This is a genomic window from Serratia sp. YWN4, from assembly GCF_055790845.1.
Map to the genome: position 1 here is coordinate 2,649,761 of NZ_CM147696.1, position 25,648 is coordinate 2,675,408.

Below are 25,648 nucleotides of genomic sequence, written 5' to 3' on the forward strand. Positions count from 1 at the left end.
GCGGCTTTGTGTCAACACCATGAGGAAAGCATTATGACCGCCGTAACGCCCTATCTGGCTTTCAAAGGCATCGGTAAAAGTTTCCCCGGCGTAAAAGCACTGGATGACATCAGCTTTAGCTGTCAGGCCGGGCAGATCCACGCCTTGATGGGAGAAAACGGCGCGGGCAAATCCACGCTGCTGAAAATTCTCAGCGGTAATTACGCCCCGAGCCAGGGTGAAATCATTCTCAACGGCCAGCCGGTTCAGTTCAGTAATACCACCGAAGCGTTGAACGCCGGTGTGGCGATTATCTATCAGGAACTGCACTTGGTGCCGGAAATGACGGTGGCCGAGAACATCTATCTTGGCCAACTGCCGACCAAATTCGGGCTGGTGGATCGCAAACTGTTGTGCTACGAAGCCGGGCTGCAACTGGAACATCTTGGCTTGGATATCGACCCGGATACGCCGCTGAAGTACCTGTCGATCGGCCAGTGGCAGATGGTGGAGATCGCCAAAGCACTGGCGCGCAATGCCAAAGTGATCGCCTTTGACGAACCCACCAGTTCGCTGTCTGCGCGTGAGATTGAGCAACTGTTCCGGGTGATCCGCGAACTGCGCGCCGAAGGGCGGGTGATCCTGTATGTTTCGCACCGCATGGAGGAGATTTTTGCCCTTAGCGATGCGATCACCGTGTTTAAAGATGGCCGCTATGTGCGCACGTTCAGCGATATGCAGCAGGTGAACAACGCTCAACTGGTGCAGGCGATGGTCGGGCGCGATCTCGGCGACGTTTATGGCTATCAGCCGCGCGAATTGGGTGCGATACGCTTACAGCTCGAAGGCTTCAAAGCGATGGGGGTGAAAACCCCGATCGATCTTAGCGTGCGTGCCGGGGAGATTGTTGGCCTGTTTGGCTTGGTGGGTGCCGGGCGCAGTGAACTGATGAAGGGGATTTTCGGTGCCACAGCGGTCAGCGCGGGCCGCTTGACGCTGGATGGGCAAACGCTGACGATCCGCTCCCCGATCGATGCCATCCGTGCCGGGATCATGCTGTGCCCGGAAGATCGCAAGGTCGACGGCATCATTCCGGTGCATTCGGTGCGTGACAATATCAACATCAGCGCGCGCCGCAAAAGCATCAAGGCCGGTTGCCTGATCAATAACGCCTGGGAAACCAGCAACGCCGATCACCACATCCGTGCGCTCAATATTAAAACGCCGAGTGCCGAACAGCTGATTATGAATCTTTCCGGTGGCAACCAGCAGAAGGCGATCCTTGGCCGTTGGTTGTCGGAGGAGATGAAGGTGATCCTGCTGGATGAGCCAACGCGCGGTATTGACGTTGGGGCAAAACATGAGATTTACCATGTGATCTATCAGTTGGCGCAGCAGGGGATTGCCGTGCTGTTTGCTTCCAGCGATTTACCTGAAGTGCTGGGGCTGGCGGATCGCATCATCGTGATGCGTGAAGGGGCCATTTCCGGTGAGTTAAGCCATGAAGATGCCACTGAGGAACACGCCCTCAGCCTGGCGATGCTGAGCACCCCTAATATCGCTGCGGCGGTGGCCTGATTGTGAAGGAGAAAGAGATGTCGACCATGACGACCGAATCTGTAAAAAACCGCAGCGGCCAAGGGCTGGCGCGGATCTGGGACAGCTACGGCATGCTGGTGGTGTTTGCCGTGCTGTTCATTGCCTGTGCGGTGTTTGTGCCGAACTTCGGCAGCTTTATCAATATGAAAGGCCTGGGCCTGGCGATCTCCATGTCCGGTATGGTGGCCTGTGGCATGCTGTTCTGCCTGGCCTCCGGTGACTTTGATCTGTCGGTCGCCTCGGTGATCGCCTGCGCCGGTGTGACCGCTGCGGTGGTGATCAATATGACTGAAAGCCTGTGGATCGGCGTAACGGCAGGGTTATTGCTGGGCGTGCTCTCCGGGCTGATCAACGGTTTTGTGATCGCCCGGCTGAAAATCAACGCCCTGATCACCACGCTGGCCACCATGCAGATCTTCCGTGGGCTGGCCTATATTATTTCCGACGGTAAAGCGGTGGGGATCGAAGACGAACGCTTCTTTATGCTGGGCAACACCAACTGGCTGGGGCTGCCAGCGCCGATCTGGCTCACCGTGGTCTGCCTGATCCTGTTTGGCTTTCTGCTGAACAAAACCACTTTTGGCCGCAATACGCTGGCGATTGGCGGTAACGAAGAAGCAGCTCGCTTGGCTGGGGTGCCGGTGGTGCGTACCAAGATCATTATCTTTGTGCTTTCCGGGTTGGTGTCGGCCGCTGCGGGCATTATTCTGGCTTCGCGCATGACCAGCGGCCAACCGATGACCTCGATCGGCTATGAGCTGATCGTGATTTCAGCCTGCGTGCTGGGCGGGGTATCGCTCAAAGGCGGGATCGGCAAGATTTCCTATGTGATCGCCGGGGTGCTGATCCTGGGAACGGTTGAAAACGCTATGAACCTGCTGAATATCTCGCCGTTCTCGCAATATGTGGTGCGCGGCGTGATCCTGCTGGCGGCGGTGATTTTTGACCGCTACAAACAGAAAGCCAAGCGCACGGTGTGAGGTGCGGCGCAGTTCTGTGCACGCTCAGTTCCCTCTCCTTGTGGGAGAGGGTTAGGGTGAGGGGATATAGGCACGATACTTTCGGAGGTCAAATGTACCATCGCATAGTTCAGGAACCTCAACCGAATCCGCTATTGCCGGGTTACACCTTTAACGCCTATCTGGTTGCCGGGCTGACGCCGATCATGGCCGACGGGCCGCTGGATTTCTTTATCGATCGCCCTGGCGGCATGAAGGGTTATATCCTCAATCTGACCATCAAAGGCCAAGGCAAAGTCTTTGACGGCGAAGATACTTTTTACTGCAATCCGGGTGATTTGTTGCTGTTTCCGCCCAAGGCGGCGCATTACTATGGCCGCTCGCCAGAAAGCGACTGCTGGTATCACCGCTGGGTCTATTTCCGCCCGCGTGCTTACTGGGCCGACTGGTTGGAATGGCACAGCAAAACCCATGAAGTAGGCCGTTTAACGCTGCCCAACAACAATCTGCTGCTGGAGTTTGACCGGCTGTTTGCCAATATTGAACAAACTCAGCGTTCTGGCCGCCGCTTCGCCGAAGAAATGGGCATGAACCTGCTTGAGCGCCTGCTGCTGCGGGCGATGGAGGAAGATCCTCTTAGCCCGCAGAAAATCATGGATCCAAGGGTGATCGAGGCCTGCCAGTTTATTACCGGTAATCTGGCCGGTGAGTTGCGCATTGATGAAGTGGCGCGCCACGTTTGCCTGTCGCCTTCGCGCCTGGCGCACCTGTTCCGTGAGCAGGTGGGGATCAATATTCTGCGCTGGCGCGAAGACCAGCGGGTGATCCGCGCCAAGTTGTTGTTGCAGACCACGCAGGAATCGATCGCCACCATCGGCCGTGTGGTGGGGTATGACGATCAGCTCTATTTCTCGCGGGTATTCCGCAAGCGCGTCGGCGTCAGCCCAAGCGATTTTCGCCGCCGCAGCCTGGAAATCAATTATCCGGCGAACGGCTTTCGCGATCGTGCTTTAGCGGCCGCCTCCAGTTAAGGCAAAATTTACTGCTTGTGACCGCCAGCGCCATGGTGTCAAATCGACCTTATCGATGTTTGCGTATGAGAGGAACACCATGGCTGAAAAAATCCGCGTTGGGCTGGTTGGTTACGGCTACGCCAGTAAAACATTTCATGCCCCGCTGATCTTGGGGACGCTGGGTATGGAGCTGGCTGCCGTTTCCAGCAGCGACGCCGCTAAAGTGCATGCCGACTGGCCGCTGATGCAGGTGGTGAACGACCCGCAGGCGCTGTTTAACGATCCGTCCATTGACCTGATCGTCATCCCAACCCCGAACGATACGCACTTCCCCTTGGCACAGCAGGCGATGGCCGCTGGCAAACATGTGGTGGTCGATAAACCCTTTACCGTGACATTGTCACAGGCGCAGCAACTGCAACAGCAGGCAGAGCAGACGGGTCTGCTGCTTTCGGTATTCCACAACCGCCGCTGGGACAGCGATTTTCTGACGTTAAAAGCGTTATTAAAAGAAGGCTCACTCGGGGAGGTGGTGTACTTCGAATCCCACTTCGATCGCTTCCGCCCGGAAATCCGCCAGCGCTGGCGGGAACAGGCTGGAGCGGGCAGCGGTATCTGGTATGACCTGGGCCCACATCTTATCGATCAGACATTGCAACTGTTCGGCAAGCCGGAAACGTTGTTTGTCGATCTCGGCGAGTTGCGCCCAGGTTCACAGTCGGTGGATTACTTCCATGCGGTGCTGAATTACGGCAAGCGCCGCGTGGTGTTGCACAGCACGGTGCTGGCACCCGCCGCATCCGCGCGCTATATCGTGCATGGCACGCAAGGCAGCTTCGTCAAGTTTGGCCTGGATCCGCAGGAAGACCGCCTGAAGGCCGGGGAACGTTTGCCACAGGAGGATTGGGGCTACGATATGCGCGACGGTGTGGTGACGTTGTCACGTGATGGGGCGCTGATTGAAAAGCCTTTATTAACCATTCCGGGCAACTATCCGGCCTATTACGCCGCGATCCGTGATGCGATCAACGGCGAAGGCAACAATCCTGTACCGGCCAGCGAGGCGATCAGCGTGATGGAAATGATCGAGCTGGGCATCGAATCCGCCAAACAGCAAAAAGCGCTGCCGGTCGTTTGATATAGAGAACCTCCATGCTGATAAGAATTGCAGACATTACAGATGTCGCAGAATTATTTCGTGTCCGTATCAGTGTCAATGAAAATAAAGCCACTATGGCTAGTTTGGCAGAGTACGGCATAACACCAGAATCATTGCCAAAAATGTTATCTGGTAAAGGCCGAGGATGGGTGGCTGAAATTGATGGTGTGATCAGAGCCTTTGCTATGGTTGATGCCGATAATGCGACAATTTTTGCTTTATTTGTAGAGCCAGATTTTGAAAGACAAGGTATCGGGCGTAATTTAATGAATGGAGCAGAAAAATGGCTCATTGATATGGGGTGTAATCAAATCTGGCTCGAAACTGACAGCAATATCCAAGTACGAGCTAACGGCTTCTACCGCCATATTGGTTGGACGGAAAGCAATAGACAGCCTAATGGGCTGGTTAAATTTGTTAAGAAAATAAATGATATAAATCAATAAATTAAAATTATAGATATTAATTCAATTGAAAGTGTTCTTGAGTGGTAAATGGGGTGTTTGCCACACCGCAAACTGATTAATAATAGAAGGCTGCCGTAGTGGCTAAATAAGATGACGGAACAAGCTATGACCCAAGTAGTTGAAATTTTGCAATACCGACTGAAAGCGGGCTCAGGCGAACGTTTTCACACCATCATGCAAGATCGCAGCGTGCCATTGCATAAGCAATCCGGCTTGGTGGTATTGGAGTACGGCATTTCACTGCATGCGCCAGACGCCTATTATCTGATGCGCTTGTTTGATGGGGTCGATGAAATGGAGCAGGTACTGCACCATTTCTATCACAGCAACGCCTGGCTCGAAGGCCCACGGGCCGAGATTATTGCGCTGATTGAAGAAAGCCACCGCGTGGTGCTGCCTTGGCGTAAGGCTGGCAGCACAATGTGAGTGATTAGCCAAAAGGAGGTGGGGAATCTACCTCCAATCATCGTCTATCTTCAGCCCTGAACCTTTTTACGCAACGCCTGTTTTTCTGCTTCACTGAGGAACGCCATTTTCAGGCCGTTTTCTTGCGCGGTGCGGATTTCCTGCGGCGTTAACCCGGCCTGTGGCGCAGCCACGCGGTATTCATGCTCAATCTCGATGCCCTGAACCGCCGGATCGTCGGTGTTGATGGAGGCCAATACGCCGTGGCGCAGGAAGGTTGCCAGGGGATGCTGAGCCAGCGAAGGCACGGTGCTGGTCTGGATGTTCGAGGTCAGGCAAGATTCGATGCCAATACCGTGCTCAGCCAGGAAATCCATCAGGGCCGGATCTTGTACCGCTTTAACACCGTGGCCGATACGTTCTGCACCTAATTCACGGATCGCCTGCCAGATGCTTTCCGGCCCGGCGGCTTCGCCTGCATGTACGGTAATGCGCAGGCCAGCGTCACGGGCGCGCTTGAAGTGGCTGAGGAACAGGTCGCCCGGAAAGCTCAGTTCATCGCCAGCCAGATCTAATGCCGTGACCGCGTCACGATGAGCCAATAACCCTTCTAACTCTTGCAGGCAGGCTTCTGCGCCAAAAGTGCGGCTCAGGATGCCAATCAGGCGTACATCCATGCGGTGATCGCGGCAGCCGGAGCGGATACCCTCGATCACCGCTTCAACCACACCAGCCACCGGCAGGTGGTGTTTTCGCGCCATGTAATAGGGCGAGAAGCGCAACTCTGCATAGTGCAGCCCGGCATTGGCCGCATCTTCTACGTTTTCATACGCCACACGGCGGCAGGCATCCAGATCGCCCAGTACCGCCACGCCCCAGTCCAGTTTTTGCAGGAAGCTCATCAGATCAGGTTCGGCATGGGTGATTTGCACATGCGGGCGCAGCGCTGCCAAGTCATTGGCGGGTAAAGCGAGATTAAACTGGTGGCCCAAATCGAGAATGGTTTGCGCACGGATGTTGCCATCAAGGTGGCGGTGAATGTCGGTAAGCGGCAGGTTGGGATCGATCATGGTAGGCACTCGTTATGTTGTTATCGATAAAGTGCGTATCAGTATAAAAACAACACAATGAAAATTGCCATCACGTTGCATTAAAAAGTGATTTTAATCACAAAAATAGGCAGGTTTAATGCCTGCCTAAACTCGATTATTGATTTTCCAACACAAACGTCAGCCCAGCGATCAGCTTATCCATCCCGGCTTCTACTTTGCTGCGCGGACAACCCACGTTCAAACGCAGGAAACCACGGCCTTCTTCACCATAGGTAAAGCCCGGCATGATGGCGACTTTTTCGCGCTCGATCAGCACCTGCTGCAACTGGCGATCGTCAATGCCCAACGGGCGCAAATCGATCCACGCCAGATAAGTGGCCTGCGGAGGTTGCCAGTTCAACTGCGGGAAGGCCTGATTGAGCCGCTCGGCAACGTAGGTGAGGTTATCTTGCAGATAGTCGCGCAACGCATCCAGCCAGGGCTCACCATGACGATAGGCGGCAATGTGGGCGGCGACCGCCAGCACGGCCGGAGAAGAGAGCCCGTCGCGGCTTTTCAGTGCCTGGGTATAACTTTCTCGCGAGCTATCGTCGCTGATAAAGCCGTAAGCGCCGGTCAGTGCTGGAATGTTGAACGTCTTGGAACCAGAAGTCAGCAACGCCCATGGCGAAGTGGCCACCTGGCTCCACGGCGTGTGGCGCTGTGCGCCCCAGGTCATGTCCATATGGATTTCGTCGCTGATCACCTTCACATCGTGGCGTTCACACAGTTCGGCCATCTGTTCCAGTTCCTGCTGGCTCCACACTTTGCCCGTTGGGTTCTGCGGGCTGCACAGCAGCAGAATTTTGGTCTGTGGGCGTGCCAGCAAGGCTTCCAGATGCGCCATATCGCACTGCCAGTCGTTATCCACTTTATGCAGCGGGCATGGCAGCAACTGGCGCTGATTACCGAGGATCACTTTGTAAAACGCATCATAGGCGGGGGTGTGGGTGACCACGAATTCGCCCGGTGCCGACCACAGGCGAATCAACTGCGCCACCATGTAAATCACCGAGGGGCCATAAACCGCCATCGAGGTATCGATAGGCGCGTTAAAACGTTGCTGATACCAATGTCGCACTGCACCGAGAAAGTCTTCGTGCTGCCAACGGCTGTAGCCCAGCACGCCATGCTGTAAGCGCTGTTGCAGGGCGTCGAGAATGCAGGGGGCGGTGGCGAAATCCATATCGGAGATGGTGAAAGGCAGCAGATCGGCTGAACCAAACCGGTCAGCAATGTAATCCCACTGGGTACACCAGGTACCGTGACGATCGACCGGGGTGGAAAAATCAAACATGTGTAGCTCCGGATTGGGGCGCAGCAGGCTGCGCCCGGAGAGGGAATTAAGCTGTGGCTATCAGTGAGTCTAATTCATCTTTCACCGATTGTACCTGCGGGCCAATCACCACCTGCAGATTATGCTCATTGAGATGAACCACGCCGATGGCACGGTTGGCTTTCAGCGCGGCATCATCCACTTTGCTCATGTCGTTGACCGACATACGCAGGCGGGTAATGCAGTTATCCAGCGACACGATATTCTCTTTGCCGCCCAGCGCGGCGAGGATCGCCGGAACGTTATAACCGGATTTGCCGACTGCGCCAACGGGAGCGCTTTGGGTAGCGGTGGTTTCAGCCTCACGGCCCGGCGTTTTGATGTTAAAGCGCTGGATGGAGAAGCGGAAAATGGCGTAGTAGGTGGCGAACCAGATGGCTGCGACGATCGGCACCAGATACCACTTGGTGGCGGTACCGTGCAGGATGCCGAACACCACGAAGTCAATGACGTTACCGTCGGTATTGCCGATGGTGACGCCCAGCACAGCCATCACGGTGAAGCCCAAGCCGGTGAGAACGGCGTGGATCAGGTACAGGAACGGGGCGACGAACAGGAACAGGAACTCGATCGGCTCAGTCGTGCCGCCTACCACACAGGCCACTACGCCAGAAATCAGCAGGCCCTTAATTTTATGACGATTCTCTGGTTTGGCACAGTGGTACATTGCCAATGCAGCACCAGGCAGGCCGCCGAGGAAGGCGGGCATTTTACCCTGCGACAGGAAGCGGGTAGCGCTTTCAGCAAAGCCTTGGGTGGTTGGGCAAGAGAGCTGCGCCTGGAAGATGGTCAGCGCACCGCTGACTTCGCGGCCACAGACATCCAGCGTCCCACCCGCTTCGGTAAAGCGGATCAGTGCCACCAGAATGTGGTGCAAACCAAATGGCAGCAGTAAACGTTCGCCAGAGCCGAAAATCATCGGCCCGAACACACCGGCCCCGTTGATCATCCGCCCCAAGCCGTTGATACCGGCGGCAAACCACGGCCAGATCAGCGGGATCACCAGGCCGCACAGGCCCAGCACCACGGTAGTGACGATCGGCACAAAGCGGGTACCGCCGAAGAACGCCAGCGCATCCGGCAGGCGGATGGTGTTGTAACGCTCATGCAGCAGATAAACGATGATGCCGACGATCACCGCGCCGAGGATCCCGGTGTCGATCGACTGGATCCCCAGGATGTTTTGAATGTTGTTGGCTTTCAGCACCAGCGGATCGCTGGAGGGCAGGATGCCAACGGTCGTCAGGTAGAAGTTGGTGGCCAGATTCAGTACCGCAAAACCGACAAAACCAGAGAACGCGGCCACGCCTTTGTTCTCGCGCGCCATGCCCAGTGGGATGGCAATGGCGAACATCACCGGCAGGAAGCTGAAGGCGAACGAACCGATCTTGCTCATCCAGGTGAAGATCAACTGGAAGATCGGATGGCCAATAAATGGCAGCAGGGTGATAACGTCACGGCTGCTTAATGAACTGCCGATCCCCAGCATGATGCCGCAGAAGGAAAGTAGCGCGACGGGCAGCATAAATGTCTTGCCCAGGCTTTGGAAAAACTCCCAAAGCGTAATTTTTTGTTTTTTGGACGCTGGCATAACCGACGACTCCTGGCGAAAAAGCATGCAATGTTGTGTATACCCAGTTTAGGTAAAAATAAGATAAAACGTTTTACCTAGCAAAAATGCGCCGCTAATCACAATTATGCACCATGCTTTGCGGTGACAATGGCAAGACCAGTAAAACGTTTTACCGAAGAGAATGATTCGGTATACCCTTTGTCGCCAGATAATTGTTTTGCAGAGGCTATGACTATCAAAAAGATCACCATCACCGACGTTGCACAATTGGCCGGTGTATCCGTGACCACCGTCTCTTTGGTGCTGAGCGGCAAGGGGCGTATTTCTTCTGCGACCATGAACCGTGTGAATCAGGCGATCGAGCAGCTTGGCTATGTGCGTAACCGCCAGGCGGCCACGCTGCGTGGTGGGGAATCGGGGGTGATTGGCTTGATTCTGCGTGATATCTGCGAGCCATTTTATGCCGAAATGACCGCCGGGCTGAGTGAAGTGCTGGAAGCCAACGGCAAAGTGCTGTTCCTGACGCAAAGCGGGCGCGAAGGTAAAGGGCTGATGCGCTGTTTCGATACCCTGTTGGCACAAGGCGTTGATGGGATGGTGCTGGCAGGCGGCGTGCGTTCAGCCAGCGGCCTGAAAGAGAAGGCCGAAGAGCAGGGCGTGCCGTTGGTCTGTGCGGCGCGCTCTAATGGTCTGGAAGGCGTTGACGTGGTGCGGCCGGATAACATGCAGGCGGCGAAGATGGCCACCGAATTCTTGATCAAACGCGGCCACAGCCAGATCGCCTATCTTGGCGGGCAAAGTGATTCCCTGACGCGTGCTGAACGCTTGGGCGGTTTCTGTGCCACGCTGGTGCAATACGGCCTGCCGTTCCGTTCTGAGTGGATCGTCGAGTGCGATTGCCATCAGCGTTCGGCGGCGGAAGCAGCAGAGAATCTGCTGCGCCAATATCCCAATATCAGCGCGCTGGTGTGCCATAAAGCGTCGGTGGCTCTGGGGGCCTACTTCGGCATTGTGCGCAGCGGCCGCAGCATTGGTTCGGAAGGGATGGACAGTTTCTACGGCCAACAGGTGGCGCTGATCGGTTTTGGCGATGTGCCGGAAGCCGAACTGACCGAACCGCCGCTCACTTTTATCTCCAGTTCCGCCCGTGAGGTCGGGCGCAGCGCCGCTGCACGGTTGCTGCAACGCATTGGCGATAACGGCTTACCGCCACAGAGCGTGATCCTGCAACCCACGCTGATCAAACGGGGCTCGGCGTGATGTGCTGCTGGTAAAACCTTAAACTGATTTCATTTGCAGTCTTCTGGCTGTGCTTATCCGACATATCCCATGTCTATTATTTTACCGCCTTGTCTATTTTCTTTACATTTCGATAAGTATATAATTAGATACATATCGAAATAAGATGGGCTATAAAATTTATGAACGACGTCTTTAAGGCCATTGCGGATCCTACGCGCCGGGAAATCTTACACCTGCTGCGCCACCAGGAGTTAACGGCCGGTGAATTAGCCCATCACTTCAATATGACCAAGTCAACGATGTCCCATCACTTTTCTGTGTTGGTCAATGCGGATCTAATCACGCGGAGGCGTGACGGGCAGACTATCTGGTACGGCCTTAATACGACGGTACTACAAGATATGGTTGCATGGGCGATGGAGCTAACATGCCGAACCAAAGATAAAGGAAACATATGAAAAAAATACATATCCTTGTTTGCGTGTTACTGATCGTAGCAGCCGCAATGGCCACACTGATATACTACCCTGACCTGCCTGCATCGATTCCAGTGCACTGGAATTTTGATGGCATGCCCGACAAATATGGTCCGCGCGCTATGTTATATCTACTGGGGCCGGGACTCATGGGTATGATGTTAATTCTTGGACTATGCACGCCTTGGCTCTCGCCCAAACGCTTTGGACTCGCCTCCTTCAAGGCGACGTATTCCTACTTTATCGTTGTGCTCGTCGGTATATTTGGTCTTTTTTACGCCGTAGTGCTGCATGCAATATTGACGGACACGTTAGAAATACAACGCACGATCTATGTCGGCGTATTCATGCTATTAATCCTGCTGGGCAACCCAATGGGTAAAGTTAAACGCAATTTCTTTATAGGGATTAAAACGCCGTGGACTTTGGCCAGCGAGCGAGTCTGGTACGCCACCCACCGTCTTTCTGCACGAGTGATGGTGGCCAGCGGTTTGCTTGGCCTTATCGCGGTATTTATCGGTGCCAATGCATGGATCCTTCTTGTCCTGGCCAGCAGTTGGGTTGTTATTGTTACCGTATTTTCTCTGGTTTATTACAAACGACTGAATGCGTTAAATCAGGACTAAGCGATTACCGCCACCTGCCACCCACGCTGATCAAACGCGGATCGGCGTGATTTGTTGTGCGCGTTTTTCGCGCATAAAGTCAATAAATACCCGTAACTTGAGCGGCATATGTCGTCCAGTGGGAAAGTAAATAAAGAAGCCAGGGATATCACTGACATAGTTTTGCAGGATTTCCACCAGTCGCCCAGTTTTCAGTTCGGGCTGTACCGCGTTGCGGAAGCGTTGGGTAATACCCAACCCTGCTATCGCAGCGTCCTTAATTAAACGATTTTCGTTGAAGATTAATCGCCCGCTAACTTCTAACGTGAAGTGTTCTCCGTCGCATTTGAAATACCAGGGGGAAAGTTTGCCGCTGCTGGGAAAACGATAACGTAAGCAATCATGCTGTTGTAGATCTTGTGGCGTAGTCGGTTGACCATGTCGTGCCAGATAGCCTGGCGATGCAACGATCACATACTGTAGGCCGTTATCGATAGGCACGGCAACCATATCCTTTTGCAACATTTGATACATACGAATGCCTGCGTCAAAATTGTCCAACACCAGATCAGAAAAACGATCGTCAGTAAACAATTCCAATTGCACCTCCGGGTATCGCGCCTGGAACTCTGCCAGATGCGGCATCACCAGCATGGATGCGGCCAACTGTGGCAGGGTGATGCGCAATAGGCCCGCAGGTTTACCATGCAGAGTGCGTGCGTCTTCTGCTGCTATGTCAATCTGGCTCATGGCAGGCACCACTTTTTCATAAAACGCCCGGCCTTCATCACTCAGTTTGACAGAACGGCTGGTACGGTTGAACAGGCGTATCCCCAAGCGAGCCTCCAATGCTTGGATATTCTGTGAAACGGCAGGAGGAGTGACACCTAGATGATTGGCCGCCTGGGTAAAACTCCCCAATCTGGCGACAGCTTCAAAAAACGGGAGCAATTGCAGTAACGAACTCATCTATCAGTAATTCCTGCTTAATAATTCATTAAATTTTAGCTTATTTTATTTAATGACGAAAACCTTAGACTGATTTCATTACCTTAAAAGGAGAACGGGAATGGATCAGGCGTTAGCACAACGGATAGAAGCAGTGAACCAACAGGCGATCGCCGAAGGTCGCATCGTGGGCAGTGTGGTGCTGGTGGCGCACCGAGGTGCGGTGATTTACGCCGGAGCCAGTGGTTATGCCGATCGGGAACAGCAGCGCCCGATGCGGCGTAGTAGCCAGTTCCGGCTGTCTTCGGTTTCCAAACCTTATATCACGCTGGCGGCGATGCGCATGGTGGAGCAGCAACGGCTCAATCTTGATGAGCCGGTAAGCCGCTGGTTGCCCTGGTTTACCCCCGCGTTGCCCGATGGGCGGCAGCCGGAGATCCGCATCCGCCATTTATTGACCCACACTGCTGGCCTGGATTACCGCTTTAAGCAGCCTGCGGACGGGCCTTATCACCGTTTAGGCATTCAGGACGGTATGGAAATGTCTGCGTTGACGTTGGAGCAAAACCTGTATCGGTTGGCCGATGCGTCGCTACAAGCTGAACCGGGGAGCACATTCAATTACTCACTGGCCATCGATGTGCTGGGGGCGGTGCTGGAAAAAGTGGCAGGAATGCCGCTGCCAGCGCTGTTCGCGCAATCGGTCAGTGAACCTTTGGAGCTGCGTAATACCGGTTTCTATGCGGAGGAGCCCAGTAACCTGGCTATTGCATATTACAACGCAGAACCGCACCCGCTACCGATGCATAACGGTATTCTGCTCAGCTTATCCGATCAGGGTATTGTTGATCTGGAGCTGGCGCCTTCCCGTGCTTTTGACCGCTATGTTTATCCTTCCGCAGGCGCTGGCATGGTTGGGGATGCTGATGATGTATTGCGGCTGGTAGAGGTGTTGCGCCATGGTTGCGAGGGGATCTTGCAGCCAGAAACGGCCAAGCTAATGCGTATGCCGCACGTCGGGGCCGAAGCAGAGACTCAAGGGCCGGGCTGGGGGTTCGGTTTCGGTGGGGCAATATTGGTGGATGCTGCGCTGGCGGCGACGCCACAGCATAACGGCACTATGCAGTGGGGCGGCGTGTATGGGCATAGCTGGTTTTATGATCCGGTCGCTCAACTGAGCGTGGTAGCGTTGACCAATACGGCATTTGAAGGAATGTGCGGTTTATATCCGGCACAGATTCGTGATGCAGTTTATGGGATGGGTGATTAGTTGATACACCAGAGGCCAATAAGGTCGGCCTCTGGTGTTACTTTTTACTGCCCCAGAGTGGGTTGTTCCGGCGCGGCATCCTGTGCCGGTGCGCTTTCTTCTTCAGCCGGGCTGCCCATCATGCCGAACAGACCAACGAAATCTTGCAGCGACATCTTGTTACCGTTCAGTTCAACCTGATTATCGGCGTAGCGGAAGGTCGTGCCGATCACATCATCTTTCAGCGTGGTGAGCTTGAACATCTGGCCCATGGCCGCCAGGCTCTGTATTTGCTGTTGCGCTGCCTTTTGTGCTTCTTCGGCAGAGTGCCCCTGTAGTGTGATTGCTTGCGTAACCGTTTCTGTTGCCATCGCCACCGGGATAGTCAGCACTGCGTCCAGTTTTTTCACGGATTGTGCCAGCAACTGATCGGGGGCGACGGCTGAAGAACCGGCCTGCGTTGGATCGGTCAGATCCAGATTCAGCGTAAAGGTACTTTCACCTTTGCTGTTTTTCCAGCTCAACGGCGCGATGCTGATGGTTGGGTTGCCTTTCAGCAACAGTGGCAGGTTCTTGATCAGCATTTCGGTGGTTTGTTGCTGATAGGCCAGCGGATCCAGCGCTTCAGACTGTTGCAACAGGGCCATGGCTTCTTGATTGTAGCGTGTGGCGAACTCTTTCAGCCATTTACCATCCAGATTATCGATCTTCAGCAACAGCTTGCCGGAACCGAAATCGTTACCCTGGATTTTGACGGCATCCAGCGTGTAATCAAACTGACCATTCAGCTTGGTGTCTTTCTCATCGAATTGGCTGGCCAGGTTTAAACCTTCCATCGCTACCACATCTTTACCGTCAACGGCGACCTTCAGCTGTTTCAGCCCCAGTTTCTGGTCACCCAGGCTGAGATCAAACTGGCCTTTGTGGGTATTGCTGTTCAACGTCAGACCTTGCAGCGTGACCTGCTCAATCAGGCCCGATTGGCCTGGGCCGCTGATCACGGTGCTGTCACTGTTGCCATCCAGTACGATGGTTTTCAGGTCACGACCCACGTCAGCATTGATGGTGGCGCCACTGAATTTCAGCGTGGATTTGTCTTTCTGGAATTCCACCGGGATCACGTCGATCGCCGAAGAGGTATCACCACTGTAAGCAATGCGTGAATCAGCGGTGAACAGGGATTTGCCTTTGGTGATCTCAAACAGTGGTTTGACTGGCGGCGTGTTTTCCAGTTCGGTATGGATCGACGCCAGGCTTGGGATCAGGTTGAATCTTTTCAACTGGGCAAGCGGGAACGGGCCATGATCGACGGTTTCAAGCAGTGCCAACTCTTCACCTGCTTTCAAGAACCCATTATCGGTTTTAATGGTGCCATCAGAGCGCAGTACGTAGCGCACATGGCTGCTGAAAATCCCGCGCTGATAATTTTCATAGCTCAGTTTAACCCCAGCATTCGGCAGATAAGCTTTCAACTGGCTGTTGGCGTTATCCACCATCTCACTCATCCGTTGTTCGATCAGCTTACCGGTATACCAGGAGGCTCCGGTCCATGCCGCGCCAAGAACCACAATGACGCTGACAGCGACTAACGATTTTTTCATAGTTCTGTTCATCCTTTCTTTAGCCACCTATTTCGCATAGATGGATGGGCAAGTTGGACCTGCAAAAAAACGCCCGCAGGCGTTTAATTGTGGAGGTAACGGACTCATCTTAGCAACTAATTTGCTTAATTTTACAGGTGATTAAGCCAAGATATTATAAACACGGGCTATACGGCCGGTTCCGCTGACCTGAACCGGTGACTCAAAAGCGGCGATAAAGCAGGACTCACCCGGTTGCAATACCACCTGTTGCCCCTGTTTTTCCAGGGTCGCTTCACCGGCTACGCAGAACACAATGGCGGCGCTGTTTTGCGCCAGCGGCTGCGCGGAGGCGGAAAGATCGTGCAAAGAGAAGGCAAAATCCTCGACCGGGATCGGGAAGAACAGCTCGTTACCGCGTTTTTCTGGCTGAGTCAGCAAGCCGGACGCCGGTTGTGGGCGAAATTGCAGATTAGCCAGCAATTCGGGAATATCGATGAATTTGGGCGTCAGCCCCGCGCGCAGTACGTTGTCCGAATTGGCCATCACCTCCAGCGCTACGCCGTTCAGGTAGGCATGTGGGGTTTCGGCGTACAGGAACATGGCTTCGCCCGGTGCCAGTTTGACCACGTTGAGCAGCAGTGGTGAGAACAGGCCGTTATCCTCCGGATAAAAACCGGCGATAAAGCGCAGGGTATCCCAGGGTTCGCCCTGTTGGTTGTTCAGGGCCGCTTTCAGCACGCCCAAGGCCCGAGCTTTCTGTTGGCCACTCATGCCTAACAGGCTGGCAAACAGGGTGGCAAGGTGAGCGGTATCCGGCTGTTGCAGGAAGGTGGCGATATCGTGATGTGCACTGGCGATTGGCTGCAACAGGGAAACAATGTCGGCAAGCTCACGGAAACCGTTCATCGCCAGGAACGGCGTTAGAGCAAACACCAGTTCTGGCTTGTGGTTGGGATCTTTGTAGTTGCGCTCTGCGGCATCGAGCGCGATACCGGCCGCATTCTCTTTGGCAAAACCGGCTTCTGCGGCGCTCTTGCTCGGGTGAACCTGAATGGATAACGGTTGATCGGCACACAGCACCTTAAACAGGAACGGCAGTCCGCCAAAGCGCTGTGCCACTTTGGTACCCAGTTGCCTCGGCTGGTCTTCATCAATCACATCACGCAATGAGCGCAGCGCTCCGTCGGCAGTGGTTATCTGGGAGCTGCTTTTCGGGTGAGCCCCCATCCACAGCTCTGCCATTGGTTTGCCGCTTGGATTGGCGATACCGTAAAGCTGGGTTAACGCATCAGCGCTACCCCAGGCGTAATTCTGTACCGCATTGGTCATTTTTTGCATGATTACTACCTGCTTCTAAAGGAAATTGCCTAAGTAAACAATGTGGCCAAGGTGCATGCAAGCAGAGATAGCTAAAAATGCCCTGCGGCCAAGTGCTTAATGCGAATAATTATTATCTCGCTATACTGATGATACCCCTTAACCTTTAGGGATTGTGCTAAGGAGACCGTAATGGCAGGCATTCGCATTGAGAAAGACTCTATGGGCCCGATCGAAGTACCGGCCAATCAACTCTGGGGAGCGCAAACCCAGCGTTCGCTGGAGCATTTCCGCATATCCTCAGAGAAAATGCCGCCAGCGCTGATTCACGCGTTGGCTATGACCAAACGTGCCGCCGCCAGCGTCAATATGGATTTAGGGCTGCTACCTGCCGAGCGGGGCAACGCCATTATCCAGGCGGCTGATGAAGTGCTGGCCGATCAACACTCAAACGAGTTTCCGTTGTCTGTCTGGCAAACCGGTTCCGGTACCCAGACCAACATGAACATCAACGAAGTGCTGGCCAACCGGGCCAGTGAGTTACTGGGAGGCGAACGCGGTGAGGGGCGCTGGGTACACCCTAACGACGATGTGAATAAAAGCCAGAGTTCGAACGACGTTTTCCCCACCGCTATGCATGTGGCGGCAGTGCTCGCACTGCGTGAACATCTGATCCCTCAACTGAAACTGTTGCACCAAACGCTGAACAGTAAAGCCGTAGCTTTTCACGATATCGTCAAAATCGGCCGAACCCACTTGCAAGATGCCACACCGCTGACGCTGGGGCAGGAAATTTCTGGCTGGGTGGCGATGCTGGAACACAATCTCAAACATCTTGAAGCCAGCATCCCGCATATTTGTGAACTGGCTTTGGGGGGCACGGCGGTGGGTACCGGGCTGAACACGCATCCCGAGTATGCGGTACGGGTGGCGAAAGCGTTGGCAGATCTGACCGGGCAACCTTTTGTCACGGCGCCCAACAAGTTTGAAGCCTTGGCAGGCTGCGACGCCTTGGTACATGGGCACGGCGCGTTGAAAGGGTTGGCGGCATCGCTGATGAAGATCGCCAACGATGTGCGTTGGCTGGCTTCTGGTCCGCGCTGTGGGATTGGTGAGCTCTCCATTCCGGAAAATGAGCCGGGCAGTTCGATCATGCCGGGCAAAGTTAATCCGACGCAGTGTGAAGCCATGACCATGCTATGCGCGCAGGTGTTGGGCAATGATGTGGCGGTGAATATCGGCGGTGCTTCCGGTAATTTTGAACTGAACGTCTTCCGCCCGCTGGTGATCCACAACTATCTGCAATCTGTCCGCCTGTTGGCAGACGGCATGAGCAGTTTCAACGAGCACTGTGCGGTGGGGATTGAACCGAATCGCGATCGTATCAGCCAGTTGTTGAATGAATCGCTGATGTTGGTGACCGCACTGAATCCGCACATCGGCTACGACAAGGCGGCAGAAATCGCCAAACATGCCCACCAACAGGGGCTGACGCTGAAAGCTGCCGCGTTAAAGCTGGGGTACCTCACTGAGCAGCAGTTTGATAAATGGGTACGGCCAGAAGATATGGTGGGGAGTATGAAGAAATAACCTGCCTTAATATTTCAGTCGCGGCCTGTGCTGCGCCTGTTGTCTGTTTCACCTCAACCGTTCCAACTCTGGCAGTAACTCCAGTGGATCCGCGCGCTGAGTGTAATCAGGGCTAACCTGCGCGTAGACAATTTTACCGGATGGTGCAATGACAAAGCGCGCGGGCATTGGCAATGCCCAATCGTCAACACCATTAAAATCCGCCAGATTGGTATTAGCTCATCGTTGCCACGGCGCAACAGGGCGAGTATCCAGGCTGGAGGGTTAAAATCGAGCTTGCCCGCTTCGAAATCGGCTTTGAAGGCATCAAGTTGATCCTGAAGTTTCATCATGTCCTCGGTATAAAAATGCAATGCCAGCAGTTTGTCTATTCCATGGCTATGAGGGTAGATTGAAAATATGACTAATAGTTATTCCAATCAGGAATGGCGTGATGGATAAATTTACTGACTTTAATACTTATATCAGCGTGTACGAGGCAGGATCTTTCTCCGCTGCTGCCCGGCGGCTGAATGTGGGGCAACCGGCTGTATCTAAAGCCATTGCCCGGTTGGAACAGCAATTGCAGTCACGCTTATTGTTACGTTCCACCCACGGCCTGCAACCTACAGAAGCCGGGCAACAGTTTTATTTACGGGTGAAACGTATTCTGGAAGATGTGGCGGAAACCGAGTCCGCCATTTGTGGTGTGGGAAAACCACTGAGCGGGCGCTTACGCGTTGCTTCGGCCGCCGTATTTGCCCGGCTGATCGAGTTACCCGATCTTACGCGATTCCTGTATGCCCATCCCACGTTGGAAATAGATTTGCTATTGGATGAAGGCAATTTAGGGTTGGTTGAAGAGGGTATTGATATCGCTCTGCGCATCGGCAATTTGCAGGACTCTTCGTTTACTGCCCGTAAGTTGGGTATGGCAAAGCAATCGGTTATGGGCACGCCCGCGTATTTTGCCGCAGCAGGCATGCCTAAAACTCCGCGTGATCTGGCGCAGCATGAAATGGTTATCCATCGGCGATCTGGGGGAATAGAACAGTATGTATTCAGGCATCATCAGCAGCAACAGGAGATCCAGTTGCACGGCCGAGTTAGGGTCAGTGCTGCGGAGTGCGTGCGCGAAATGGTGATGGCTGGATTTGGCGCAACGGTGGCCTGTGAGGGAATGTTCCGTACCGAACTGCGTAACGGCACTGTGGTGGCCATTTTACCGGAATGGCAACTGCCACTACTGGAGTTGTGGGCGGTGTTTCCTGGTGGTCACTTGGTTTCTGCAAAAGCGCGTGCTTTTGCAGACTTTGTTCAACAGTTGATGCAACAGGAATCCTGCCTTCTTAAACATGAGTTGCCATAGGCGATTTTCTTGCTGGAAATTTACATATTCTTAATTTTCATCTCGGGTTTATTTAAGATACTACTTATTTACCTCTAAGCCGGTGAAAAAACGCTCACCATCCTCTATATTCGCCAATCACAATTTTGACTCGGTATTGTTCCCGCGCTTTCAGGCCTGATGAACAGGGCCTGAAACAAGATAATATCAACCGTGATGTAGAGGGAATTATGTCGTTAAATGTGATCTATGTGAGTGCCAATGGCACTAAAAACGCGCTGGGAACCGAGAATAATCCCATGGATCTGGCTACCGCTGTTTATGCTGGTGGCGAAAATAGCATTATTGTTCTGTTGAATTCCGCTGGGGCAATTCAAACGTCTGGCGTGGCGCTGTTCAAAAACCAGTATATTTTAGGCGAAGGTGCCAGCGCAGTGGTGTATCACACGGATGGGGTCACCACAGAGAACTATACCGCCCCTGGCTCGGGCGGCGCGCTGCTTAACGGCATATCAAAATATAACGCCGTGGTTGGCACCAATATGCATACCGAAGGCCCTGCCGTGGTAGGGGTAACCGCCAGCGGTGGAGTGAACAATGCGGGGATTATTGCAGAAACACGCTATAACTTCGTGTTGTCTGGCCAGTCGAACATGGCGGGTTGGGAAGACGTGGCTGATTTTGATCCTGAACTGCGCGGCGTACAGGAGCAGGTAAAAATCTGGACCGGCAGCCAGTTTGAGAGCCTGACGCCGAATAAAAATACCCACCCGTTGGAATTCGGTGCTGGGTCAGCCAATACGTGGGCGGGCTCGGAATTGTCTCTTGGTGTCAACCTGACACAGGCATTAGGCTCAGAAGTTTATTTCACCAAGGTCACGGCTGGCGGTACTTCTATCGATCGTTGGCTGAACGGCGACATGCTCACCCGCATTTTTACCAACACCCTCAAGGCATCACAGGCGATTGCCGATCAGGGATATGCGCCCTTTATCGGTGGCGTTGGTTGGACTCAGGGGGAAAATGATTACGGCCGACACAGTGACTACGATCAGAAACTGCTCACTTTACTTGCTCGCATGCAAAACGAATTTGCCATGGAAGATCTCAAATTGGTGGCGAGTGGGACTTCTCCTTACCAGGGCGGGCCACAGATCGAGGCCGAGCTACAGCAGGCGGCTAATGCTTCTGATCGTATTGAGTTTTTCAGCATGCAGCACTTCCAGAAATCGTCTAACGGGCTGGTACACTTTGATGCGGAAGGATATTCCTACATGGGGTATCAGTTTGCCGTCAACTTCTTGAAAGATCTGATGGGTAGCCCGGTTTCACAGGAAGATATCACCGGATATATCCCGCTGTGGCTGCGGCCAGTTGCCCCAGAGGCCAATGACGATCGCGTAACCGTGATCCCAGGTCTGACCGAAGATGTCGGCAACGTTCTGCTCAATGATCGCGACTATAACCCGCAGGTGATCCAGGTTTCCGCCGTTGACAATCGCACGGATGCCGTTGGCGAATGGATTAGCCTGGAGCAAGGTGGGCGCATCAAGATCTTCGCCGATGGGCAATACATCTTTGAACATCAGGGCGCCTATGCCGGTTTAGCCTTTGGTGAGTCAGTACGGATCGCCATCGACTATCAGATCAGCGATGAAACCGCGTTAACCGACCAGGCCCAATTGCAACTGGTGATCTACGGGCAAGGCTCTGCCGGAGAACATACCACTATTTATGGTAATCAATACAATAACGTACTGAACGGCAGCGAACAGAACGACATTATCTACGGCTATGAAGGTAATGACATTATTTATGGCAATAAGGGCAGCGAGATTATTTTTGCCGGTGCAGGTAATGACATTATCTATGCCGCCAAAAACGGTAATACGGACGATGCCGATGCTCGTCACATCATCTATGCTGGCGAGGGCAACGATACGGTCTATGGTGCCAAAGGGAACGACTTTATCGATCTGGGGGAAGGCAATAATACCGTGCGCAGTTACGGTGGTAATGATGAGATCATTGCTGGTGCAGGTAATGACACCATTTATGCCGCCTCCAATAACCGCCAGCAGGACAAAGGCTTCACTAAGCAGATCAACAGTGGTGATGGCAATGACTATATCGAAACCTCGGACAGCGACGACATCATCGTGGGTGGTGATGGGGATAAGCGTATTTATTCCTATGGCGGAACAGACAGTATCAAGGTGGGTAACGGCAATAATATTATTGCGGCTTATGCCACTAACCGTAATGACGATATCAATGTCACCAAGACCATCATCAGCGGCAATGGCCGTGATGTGATCGATGCTTCCTACGGCAATGACAAAATCATGGTAGGGAACGGTAATAAAATCATCCGTACCTACGGTGGTAATGACAGCATTATTACCGGTAATGGTAACAACAATATTGATACAGCCAGAAACCGCAGCGAAGGGGCGGGCAATACCGTCAAAGTTATCACCGGCAGCGGTAACGATGTGATCTACACCGGTGCCAGCAACGATCTGATTGATGCCGGTGCGGGGAATAATACGATTCGTACCTACGGTGGTGATGACATGATTATCACTGGAGACGGCAATAACTATATCGATACGGCGGCTAGCAGAACTGCCGGTGGCAACACCTTGGCCTCTATCAGCCTCGGTAATGGCAATAGCACCCTATTGACCGGAGCCAGCCATGACACTATTACCGCTGGTAATGGTAATTTGCAGATTTATACCTACGGTGGCAACGACGTTATCCGTGTCGGCAACGGCGATCACAATATTTATGCTTATGCCAGCAACCGTAACGACGATCTGGGAGCTACCAAGCAGGTAGTCACCGGTAATGGACGAGACTCGATTTACACATCATACAGTAGCGATCTGGTCATCACTGGCGACGGTGATAAACGTATCTATACCTACGGTGGCGCTATTGATGTCGTCCAAACGGGGAATGGTAATAACTACATTGATACGGCTGTAGATCGCCGTGCGGGCAGTGGCGATCAAACCATGATCCAAACCGGTAATGGCAATAATGTGATCCACACCAGCAGGGCAGATGACCATATCGTGACCGGGAACGGGAATGACACCATTTATGCGTACGGTGGGAATAACATCATCGAGTCCGGCGGGGGCAATGACATTATTTTTGCCTATGATCTCGACCGCAGTAATGACAACGATAAAGTGAACTATATCGACGCCGGTGCGGGTAATGATACGGTCTACGGCACGCAGGGAATTGACACCATTATCGGCGGGCTCGGTGATGATACCTTGTATGGCTACGCGGGCAGCGATCTGTTCATCTTCAGCGGGAGCGCGGGTAAGGACATTATTGGTGACTTCAATGTCAAAGAAGACAAGATTATGTTCACCGATTCTACGGTGAGCTTTGACGATCTGCACTTCAAGGCGGTGAATAACGACACGGTGGTGTCTTATTTGGATAGCCAGATTACCCTGCGCGGAGTTGCAATCAGCAAGATTGAAGAAAGCCTGTTTATTTTCTGATCCCTTCATCCAATGACAACAGGGGCTTTTGCCCTTGTTGTCTGGCTTATTTTTGCTACCCTTGGCCACACATTTCAAACCCTATCAATGGGGATAAAACATGTCCCGAACCCAACGCCTGCTTGATCTGATGCAGATCCTGCGTCGCCACCGCTATCCGCTGGCAGGGCATGCTCTGGCGCAAGAATTGGGGATCAGTATGCGCACGCTGTATCGCGATATCGCTACGTTGCAGCAGCAGGGCGCCGATATTGCCGGCGAAGCAGGGGTCGGCTACGTATTGCGGCCAGGGTTTATGCTGCCGCCGCTGATGTTTTCACAACCAGAGACTGAAGCGCTGGTGCTGGGGATGCGTTGGGTGGAGCGCAGGGGCGACAGCCAGTTGGCAAAGGCCGCGACCAATGCGCTGGCAAAGATTGGTGCAGTGTTACCCAATGAATTGCGGGAAGAACTCGACGCTAACACCTTGCTGATCGGCCCAGTGGAAGAGGTCAAGGTGGCCGATGAAACCCGAGTGTTGATCCGTGAAATGATCCGCCTTGAACGCAAGATCAGTGTGGAATATCAGGATCAGGCGGGCAACGTCAGCGAACGTACTCTTTGGCCGTTTGCCATGGGCTACTTTGAACAGGTGCAGGTGTTGATAGCCTGGTGCGAACTGCGTGCTTCATTCCGTCATTTCCGCCTCGATCGCATCCGCACGCTGACGCAGTTACCGCAACGCTATCCGCGTGGCCGCCGCGCATTAATGAAAGCGTGGCGCGAAACCGAAGGGATTTGCTCAAGGTAACGGGGCTACTGCCAGAAACTGACAGTCGGGCAGGTTAGGCTTTAGTTATCGGGAACATTGAGGTTCCTTTCATTACCAGGAGAGAACATGATAACGCCAAGCATGACCATCATTTATGTGGATAGCCCGGAAAAAAGCGCCGACTTCTATCAGCAACTGTTGGGGGTAGCTCCCGTTGAAAAGTCACCGACCTTTGCGATGTTTGTCTTTAGTAATGGCTTCAAGCTGGCGATGTGGTCAAAGCACACCGTGGAGCCCGCCGCGAAGGCCGTTGGCGGTGGGGCGGAGATCAGTTTCCTGTGCGAGCAGACGGAACAGGTGGATGCACTCTGCCAACAATGGCAGGCCAAAGGATTGACGATCGCGCAGCATCCGGTAGAGATGGATTTCGGTTATACCTTTGTGGCTGAAGATCTTGATGGGCATCGTCTGCGTGTTTATAAGTTTTACGGCTAATCTGGGATGTTGGTGTAGAGGTGCAGGCGTTTTACCAATAATCGCAACGGTTGAGCATCCGGTTTGTATTTATGCTTCACCGTTGCCGCGTCGTAATTAGGTAACTCACCCATTTTTGGCACCTTAGCCCCGGCTTCCAGCTGGCATAGGGCTATCAGCGGCAGCGGGCAGGGGTGTTGCACCTGTTTTTGCTGCTGCTGATACCACACTCGAGCGATCGGCTGAACCTTCACCGGCCGTTTGATTTTCAACACTGCATTTTGCGGCAGGCGGCTGACATCATCAATTTCGCGGCTGACCAATTCGGCCCATTGCTCGCGATCCAAAGGCGGCACGGCACGCCCGGCTTTCAGGCTTTTTTCCAACTGTGTAACAACATCGTCCCGCTTCACGTTCTTGATGATGTGCTTGTTGGCCCAGCCGAAACGCACGGAATCAGGATTCGTCAGTAATGTCAGCGAGCGATAGGCGTTGAGGGTGATTAAGCCGTGTAGGCGGGTATGCACAAAGTCGAAGCGTTGTTCAGGAGATAAACCGGACTCAACGGTGATGATCTGTTCCAGCTCGGCTTTAAGGCGATTGATCAGCGCAATTTGCTGCTGCAAGGCGAGGTATTCGGCATTATCAACCGCCAGGCAGATCACACCGGGCAGGCGTACCGCTGCTTTGCTACTGACGTGCGGCAGGTTATGGTGGATAAATAATCGCTGGTAGTGTTCCAGTGCCAGATCGCGCGCCGCTTGGCCAACATGCTGCGTTACGCTGATTTGCTCTACCGCTGCATGTTCTTTACCTTTCTCGATTTCCGGTAGGCTAAAAACCCGCGCAGCGACTAAATGTAGCGGCAGGATCTGCTGGTGGAGTGCCGCCAACGCCTGTTCCAATTCGGTAAAACACGTATTCATTCTGCCAATAAGGTTATATTTATCCATCACACCTCCGATTTTAGTTACA

23 protein-coding genes are annotated in these 25,648 nt (G+C 53.5%); 15 read left to right on the forward strand and 8 right to left on the reverse strand.

What is annotated here, in order from left to right:
• Positions 1 to 33 precede the first annotated feature (33 nt).
• The 6 genes from araG (at position 34) to ACX9GT_RS12685 (ending at position 5,602) form a co-directional block, all read left to right on the forward strand.
• Entirely contained in the window at positions 34 to 1,557 is a 1,524-nt protein-coding gene (gene araG / locus ACX9GT_RS12660) for an L-arabinose ABC transporter ATP-binding protein AraG (RefSeq protein ID WP_473191379.1), read from the forward strand.
• 17 nt (positions 1,558 to 1,574) lie between these two features.
• The gene (araH, locus tag ACX9GT_RS12665; protein WP_473191380.1) at positions 1,575 to 2,558 is read left to right on the forward strand and encodes an L-arabinose ABC transporter permease AraH; all 984 of its coding nucleotides are present in this window, start codon (positions 1,575 to 1,577) and stop codon (positions 2,556 to 2,558) included.
• 92 nt (positions 2,559 to 2,650) lie between these two features.
• A complete protein-coding gene (gene araC, locus ACX9GT_RS12670) occupies positions 2,651 to 3,568 on the forward strand; it encodes an arabinose operon transcriptional regulator AraC (RefSeq protein ID WP_473191381.1) in 918 nt (305 codons plus the stop codon).
• A 79-nt stretch (positions 3,569 to 3,647) separates the two neighbouring features.
• Positions 3,648 to 4,688, forward strand: coding sequence for an oxidoreductase (locus tag ACX9GT_RS12675; protein WP_473191382.1), 1,041 nt, complete (start codon positions 3,648 to 3,650; stop codon positions 4,686 to 4,688).
• A 14-nt stretch (positions 4,689 to 4,702) separates the two neighbouring features.
• Positions 4,703 to 5,155, forward strand: a complete 453-nt coding sequence (locus tag ACX9GT_RS12680) for a GNAT family N-acetyltransferase (RefSeq protein WP_473191383.1) — start codon at positions 4,703 to 4,705, stop codon at positions 5,153 to 5,155.
• A gap of 126 nt (positions 5,156 to 5,281) precedes the next feature.
• On the forward strand, positions 5,282 to 5,602 hold the full coding sequence (locus tag ACX9GT_RS12685) for an NIPSNAP family protein (protein ID WP_473191384.1): 321 nt from the start codon (positions 5,282 to 5,284) through the stop codon (positions 5,600 to 5,602).
• Positions 5,603 to 5,652: 50 nt separating this feature from the next.
• Here ACX9GT_RS12685 and add read toward each other — a convergent pair whose 3' ends face one another.
• The 3 genes from add to malX form a co-directional block, all read right to left on the reverse strand.
• Positions 5,653 to 6,651, reverse strand: a complete 999-nt coding sequence (add, locus tag ACX9GT_RS12690; RefSeq protein WP_473191385.1) for an adenosine deaminase — start codon at positions 6,649 to 6,651, stop codon at positions 5,653 to 5,655.
• Positions 6,652 to 6,787: 136 nt separating this feature from the next.
• Entirely contained in the window at positions 6,788 to 7,969 is a 1,182-nt protein-coding gene (locus tag ACX9GT_RS12695) for a MalY/PatB family protein (RefSeq protein ID WP_473191386.1), read from the reverse strand.
• A gap of 46 nt (positions 7,970 to 8,015) precedes the next feature.
• Positions 8,016 to 9,599, reverse strand: a complete 1,584-nt coding sequence (malX, locus tag ACX9GT_RS12700; RefSeq protein WP_473191387.1) for a maltose/glucose-specific PTS transporter subunit IIBC — start codon at positions 9,597 to 9,599, stop codon at positions 8,016 to 8,018.
• A 210-nt stretch (positions 9,600 to 9,809) separates the two neighbouring features.
• Between malX and ACX9GT_RS12705 the strand changes: the two genes are divergently transcribed.
• From ACX9GT_RS12705 to ACX9GT_RS12715, 3 genes are all read left to right on the forward strand, one after another.
• Positions 9,810 to 10,841, forward strand: coding sequence for a Mal regulon transcriptional regulator MalI (locus tag ACX9GT_RS12705; protein WP_473191388.1), 1,032 nt, complete (start codon positions 9,810 to 9,812; stop codon positions 10,839 to 10,841).
• A 161-nt stretch (positions 10,842 to 11,002) separates the two neighbouring features.
• Positions 11,003 to 11,281, forward strand: a complete 279-nt coding sequence (locus tag ACX9GT_RS12710; RefSeq protein WP_473191389.1) for an autorepressor SdpR family transcription factor — start codon at positions 11,003 to 11,005, stop codon at positions 11,279 to 11,281.
• Positions 11,278 to 11,925: an SdpI family protein gene (locus ACX9GT_RS12715; RefSeq protein WP_473191390.1), complete on the forward strand. Its 648-nt coding sequence runs from the start codon at positions 11,278 to 11,280 to the stop codon at positions 11,923 to 11,925. The genes ACX9GT_RS12710 and ACX9GT_RS12715 overlap by 4 nt, the downstream gene beginning before the upstream one ends.
• Before the next feature lie 30 nt (positions 11,926 to 11,955).
• Here the strand turns inward: ACX9GT_RS12715 and ACX9GT_RS12720 are convergent, their stop codons facing one another.
• A complete protein-coding gene (locus tag ACX9GT_RS12720; protein WP_473191391.1) occupies positions 11,956 to 12,873 on the reverse strand; it encodes a LysR family transcriptional regulator in 918 nt (305 codons plus the stop codon).
• Positions 12,874 to 12,973: 100 nt separating this feature from the next.
• On the opposite strand from ACX9GT_RS12720, the gene ACX9GT_RS12725 reads away from it, so the two are divergent.
• Entirely contained in the window at positions 12,974 to 14,122 is a 1,149-nt protein-coding gene (locus ACX9GT_RS12725) for a serine hydrolase domain-containing protein (protein ID WP_473191392.1), read from the forward strand.
• A 44-nt stretch (positions 14,123 to 14,166) separates the two neighbouring features.
• Here the strand turns inward: ACX9GT_RS12725 and ACX9GT_RS12730 are convergent, their stop codons facing one another.
• Both ACX9GT_RS12730 and manA read right to left on the reverse strand, forming a co-directional pair.
• Entirely contained in the window at positions 14,167 to 15,702 is a 1,536-nt protein-coding gene (locus tag ACX9GT_RS12730) for a YdgA family protein (protein WP_473191393.1), read from the reverse strand.
• A 141-nt stretch (positions 15,703 to 15,843) separates the two neighbouring features.
• Positions 15,844 to 17,022, reverse strand: a complete 1,179-nt coding sequence (gene manA / locus ACX9GT_RS12735) for a mannose-6-phosphate isomerase (RefSeq protein ID WP_473191394.1) — start codon at positions 17,020 to 17,022, stop codon at positions 15,844 to 15,846.
• Positions 17,023 to 17,193: 171 nt separating this feature from the next.
• On the opposite strand from manA, the gene fumC reads away from it, so the two are divergent.
• Entirely contained in the window at positions 17,194 to 18,591 is a 1,398-nt protein-coding gene (gene fumC / locus ACX9GT_RS12740; protein ID WP_473191395.1) for a class II fumarate hydratase, read from the forward strand.
• A 53-nt stretch (positions 18,592 to 18,644) separates the two neighbouring features.
• Here fumC and ACX9GT_RS12745 read toward each other — a convergent pair whose 3' ends face one another.
• Entirely contained in the window at positions 18,645 to 18,923 is a 279-nt protein-coding gene (locus ACX9GT_RS12745) for a hypothetical protein (RefSeq protein ID WP_473191396.1), read from the reverse strand.
• A 101-nt stretch (positions 18,924 to 19,024) separates the two neighbouring features.
• Here ACX9GT_RS12745 and ACX9GT_RS12750 point away from each other — a divergent pair, with 101 nt between their 5' ends.
• From ACX9GT_RS12750 to ACX9GT_RS12765, 4 genes are all read left to right on the forward strand, one after another.
• Complete coding sequence (locus ACX9GT_RS12750) at positions 19,025 to 19,939, forward strand: LysR family transcriptional regulator (protein WP_473191397.1); 915 nt, start codon at positions 19,025 to 19,027, stop codon at positions 19,937 to 19,939.
• A 209-nt stretch (positions 19,940 to 20,148) separates the two neighbouring features.
• On the forward strand, positions 20,149 to 23,448 hold the full coding sequence (locus ACX9GT_RS12755; RefSeq protein ID WP_473191398.1) for a sialate O-acetylesterase: 3,300 nt from the start codon (positions 20,149 to 20,151) through the stop codon (positions 23,446 to 23,448).
• A 100-nt stretch (positions 23,449 to 23,548) separates the two neighbouring features.
• The gene (locus tag ACX9GT_RS12760) at positions 23,549 to 24,238 is read left to right on the forward strand and encodes a helix-turn-helix transcriptional regulator (protein ID WP_473191399.1); all 690 of its coding nucleotides are present in this window, start codon (positions 23,549 to 23,551) and stop codon (positions 24,236 to 24,238) included.
• Positions 24,239 to 24,325: 87 nt separating this feature from the next.
• On the forward strand, positions 24,326 to 24,694 hold the full coding sequence (locus tag ACX9GT_RS12765; protein WP_473191400.1) for a VOC family protein: 369 nt from the start codon (positions 24,326 to 24,328) through the stop codon (positions 24,692 to 24,694).
• Here ACX9GT_RS12765 and tus read toward each other — a convergent pair.
• Positions 24,691 to 25,626, reverse strand: a complete 936-nt coding sequence (gene tus / locus ACX9GT_RS12770) for a DNA replication terminus site-binding protein (protein ID WP_473191401.1) — start codon at positions 25,624 to 25,626, stop codon at positions 24,691 to 24,693. The two genes, ACX9GT_RS12765 and tus, sit on opposite strands and share 4 nt — an antisense overlap.
• Positions 25,627 to 25,648 lie beyond the last annotated feature (22 nt).

What these genes read in the sequence shown, in the direction of transcription:
- araG (WP_473191379.1), top strand. Translation starts at nt 34, where the DNA reads ATGACCGCCGTAACGCCCTATCTGGCTTTCAAAGGCATCGGTAAAAGT.
- araH (WP_473191380.1), top strand. Translation starts at nt 1,575, where the DNA reads ATGTCGACCATGACGACCGAATCTGTAAAAAACCGCAGCGGCCAAGGG.
- araC (WP_473191381.1), top strand. Translation starts at nt 2,651, where the DNA reads ATGTACCATCGCATAGTTCAGGAACCTCAACCGAATCCGCTATTGCCG.
- ACX9GT_RS12675 (WP_473191382.1), top strand. Translation starts at nt 3,648, where the DNA reads ATGGCTGAAAAAATCCGCGTTGGGCTGGTTGGTTACGGCTACGCCAGT.
- ACX9GT_RS12680 (WP_473191383.1), top strand. Translation starts at nt 4,703, where the DNA reads ATGCTGATAAGAATTGCAGACATTACAGATGTCGCAGAATTATTTCGT.
- ACX9GT_RS12685 (WP_473191384.1), top strand. Translation starts at nt 5,282, where the DNA reads ATGACCCAAGTAGTTGAAATTTTGCAATACCGACTGAAAGCGGGCTCA.
- add (WP_473191385.1), bottom strand. Translation starts at nt 6,651, where the DNA reads ATGATCGATCCCAACCTGCCGCTTACCGACATTCACCGCCACCTTGAT.
- ACX9GT_RS12695 (WP_473191386.1), bottom strand. Translation starts at nt 7,969, where the DNA reads ATGTTTGATTTTTCCACCCCGGTCGATCGTCACGGTACCTGGTGTACC.
- malX (WP_473191387.1), bottom strand. Translation starts at nt 9,599, where the DNA reads ATGCCAGCGTCCAAAAAACAAAAAATTACGCTTTGGGAGTTTTTCCAA.
- ACX9GT_RS12705 (WP_473191388.1), top strand. Translation starts at nt 9,810, where the DNA reads ATGACTATCAAAAAGATCACCATCACCGACGTTGCACAATTGGCCGGT.
- ACX9GT_RS12710 (WP_473191389.1), top strand. Translation starts at nt 11,003, where the DNA reads ATGAACGACGTCTTTAAGGCCATTGCGGATCCTACGCGCCGGGAAATC.
- ACX9GT_RS12715 (WP_473191390.1), top strand. Translation starts at nt 11,278, where the DNA reads ATGAAAAAAATACATATCCTTGTTTGCGTGTTACTGATCGTAGCAGCC.
- ACX9GT_RS12720 (WP_473191391.1), bottom strand. Translation starts at nt 12,873, where the DNA reads ATGAGTTCGTTACTGCAATTGCTCCCGTTTTTTGAAGCTGTCGCCAGA.
- ACX9GT_RS12725 (WP_473191392.1), top strand. Translation starts at nt 12,974, where the DNA reads ATGGATCAGGCGTTAGCACAACGGATAGAAGCAGTGAACCAACAGGCG.
- ACX9GT_RS12730 (WP_473191393.1), bottom strand. Translation starts at nt 15,702, where the DNA reads ATGAAAAAATCGTTAGTCGCTGTCAGCGTCATTGTGGTTCTTGGCGCG.
- manA (WP_473191394.1), bottom strand. Translation starts at nt 17,022, where the DNA reads ATGCAAAAAATGACCAATGCGGTACAGAATTACGCCTGGGGTAGCGCT.
- fumC (WP_473191395.1), top strand. Translation starts at nt 17,194, where the DNA reads ATGGCAGGCATTCGCATTGAGAAAGACTCTATGGGCCCGATCGAAGTA.
- ACX9GT_RS12745 (WP_473191396.1), bottom strand. Translation starts at nt 18,923, where the DNA reads ATGATGAAACTTCAGGATCAACTTGATGCCTTCAAAGCCGATTTCGAA.
- ACX9GT_RS12750 (WP_473191397.1), top strand. Translation starts at nt 19,025, where the DNA reads ATGGATAAATTTACTGACTTTAATACTTATATCAGCGTGTACGAGGCA.
- ACX9GT_RS12755 (WP_473191398.1), top strand. Translation starts at nt 20,149, where the DNA reads ATGTCGTTAAATGTGATCTATGTGAGTGCCAATGGCACTAAAAACGCG.
- ACX9GT_RS12760 (WP_473191399.1), top strand. Translation starts at nt 23,549, where the DNA reads ATGTCCCGAACCCAACGCCTGCTTGATCTGATGCAGATCCTGCGTCGC.
- ACX9GT_RS12765 (WP_473191400.1), top strand. Translation starts at nt 24,326, where the DNA reads ATGATAACGCCAAGCATGACCATCATTTATGTGGATAGCCCGGAAAAA.
- tus (WP_473191401.1), bottom strand. Translation starts at nt 25,626, where the DNA reads ATGGATAAATATAACCTTATTGGCAGAATGAATACGTGTTTTACCGAA.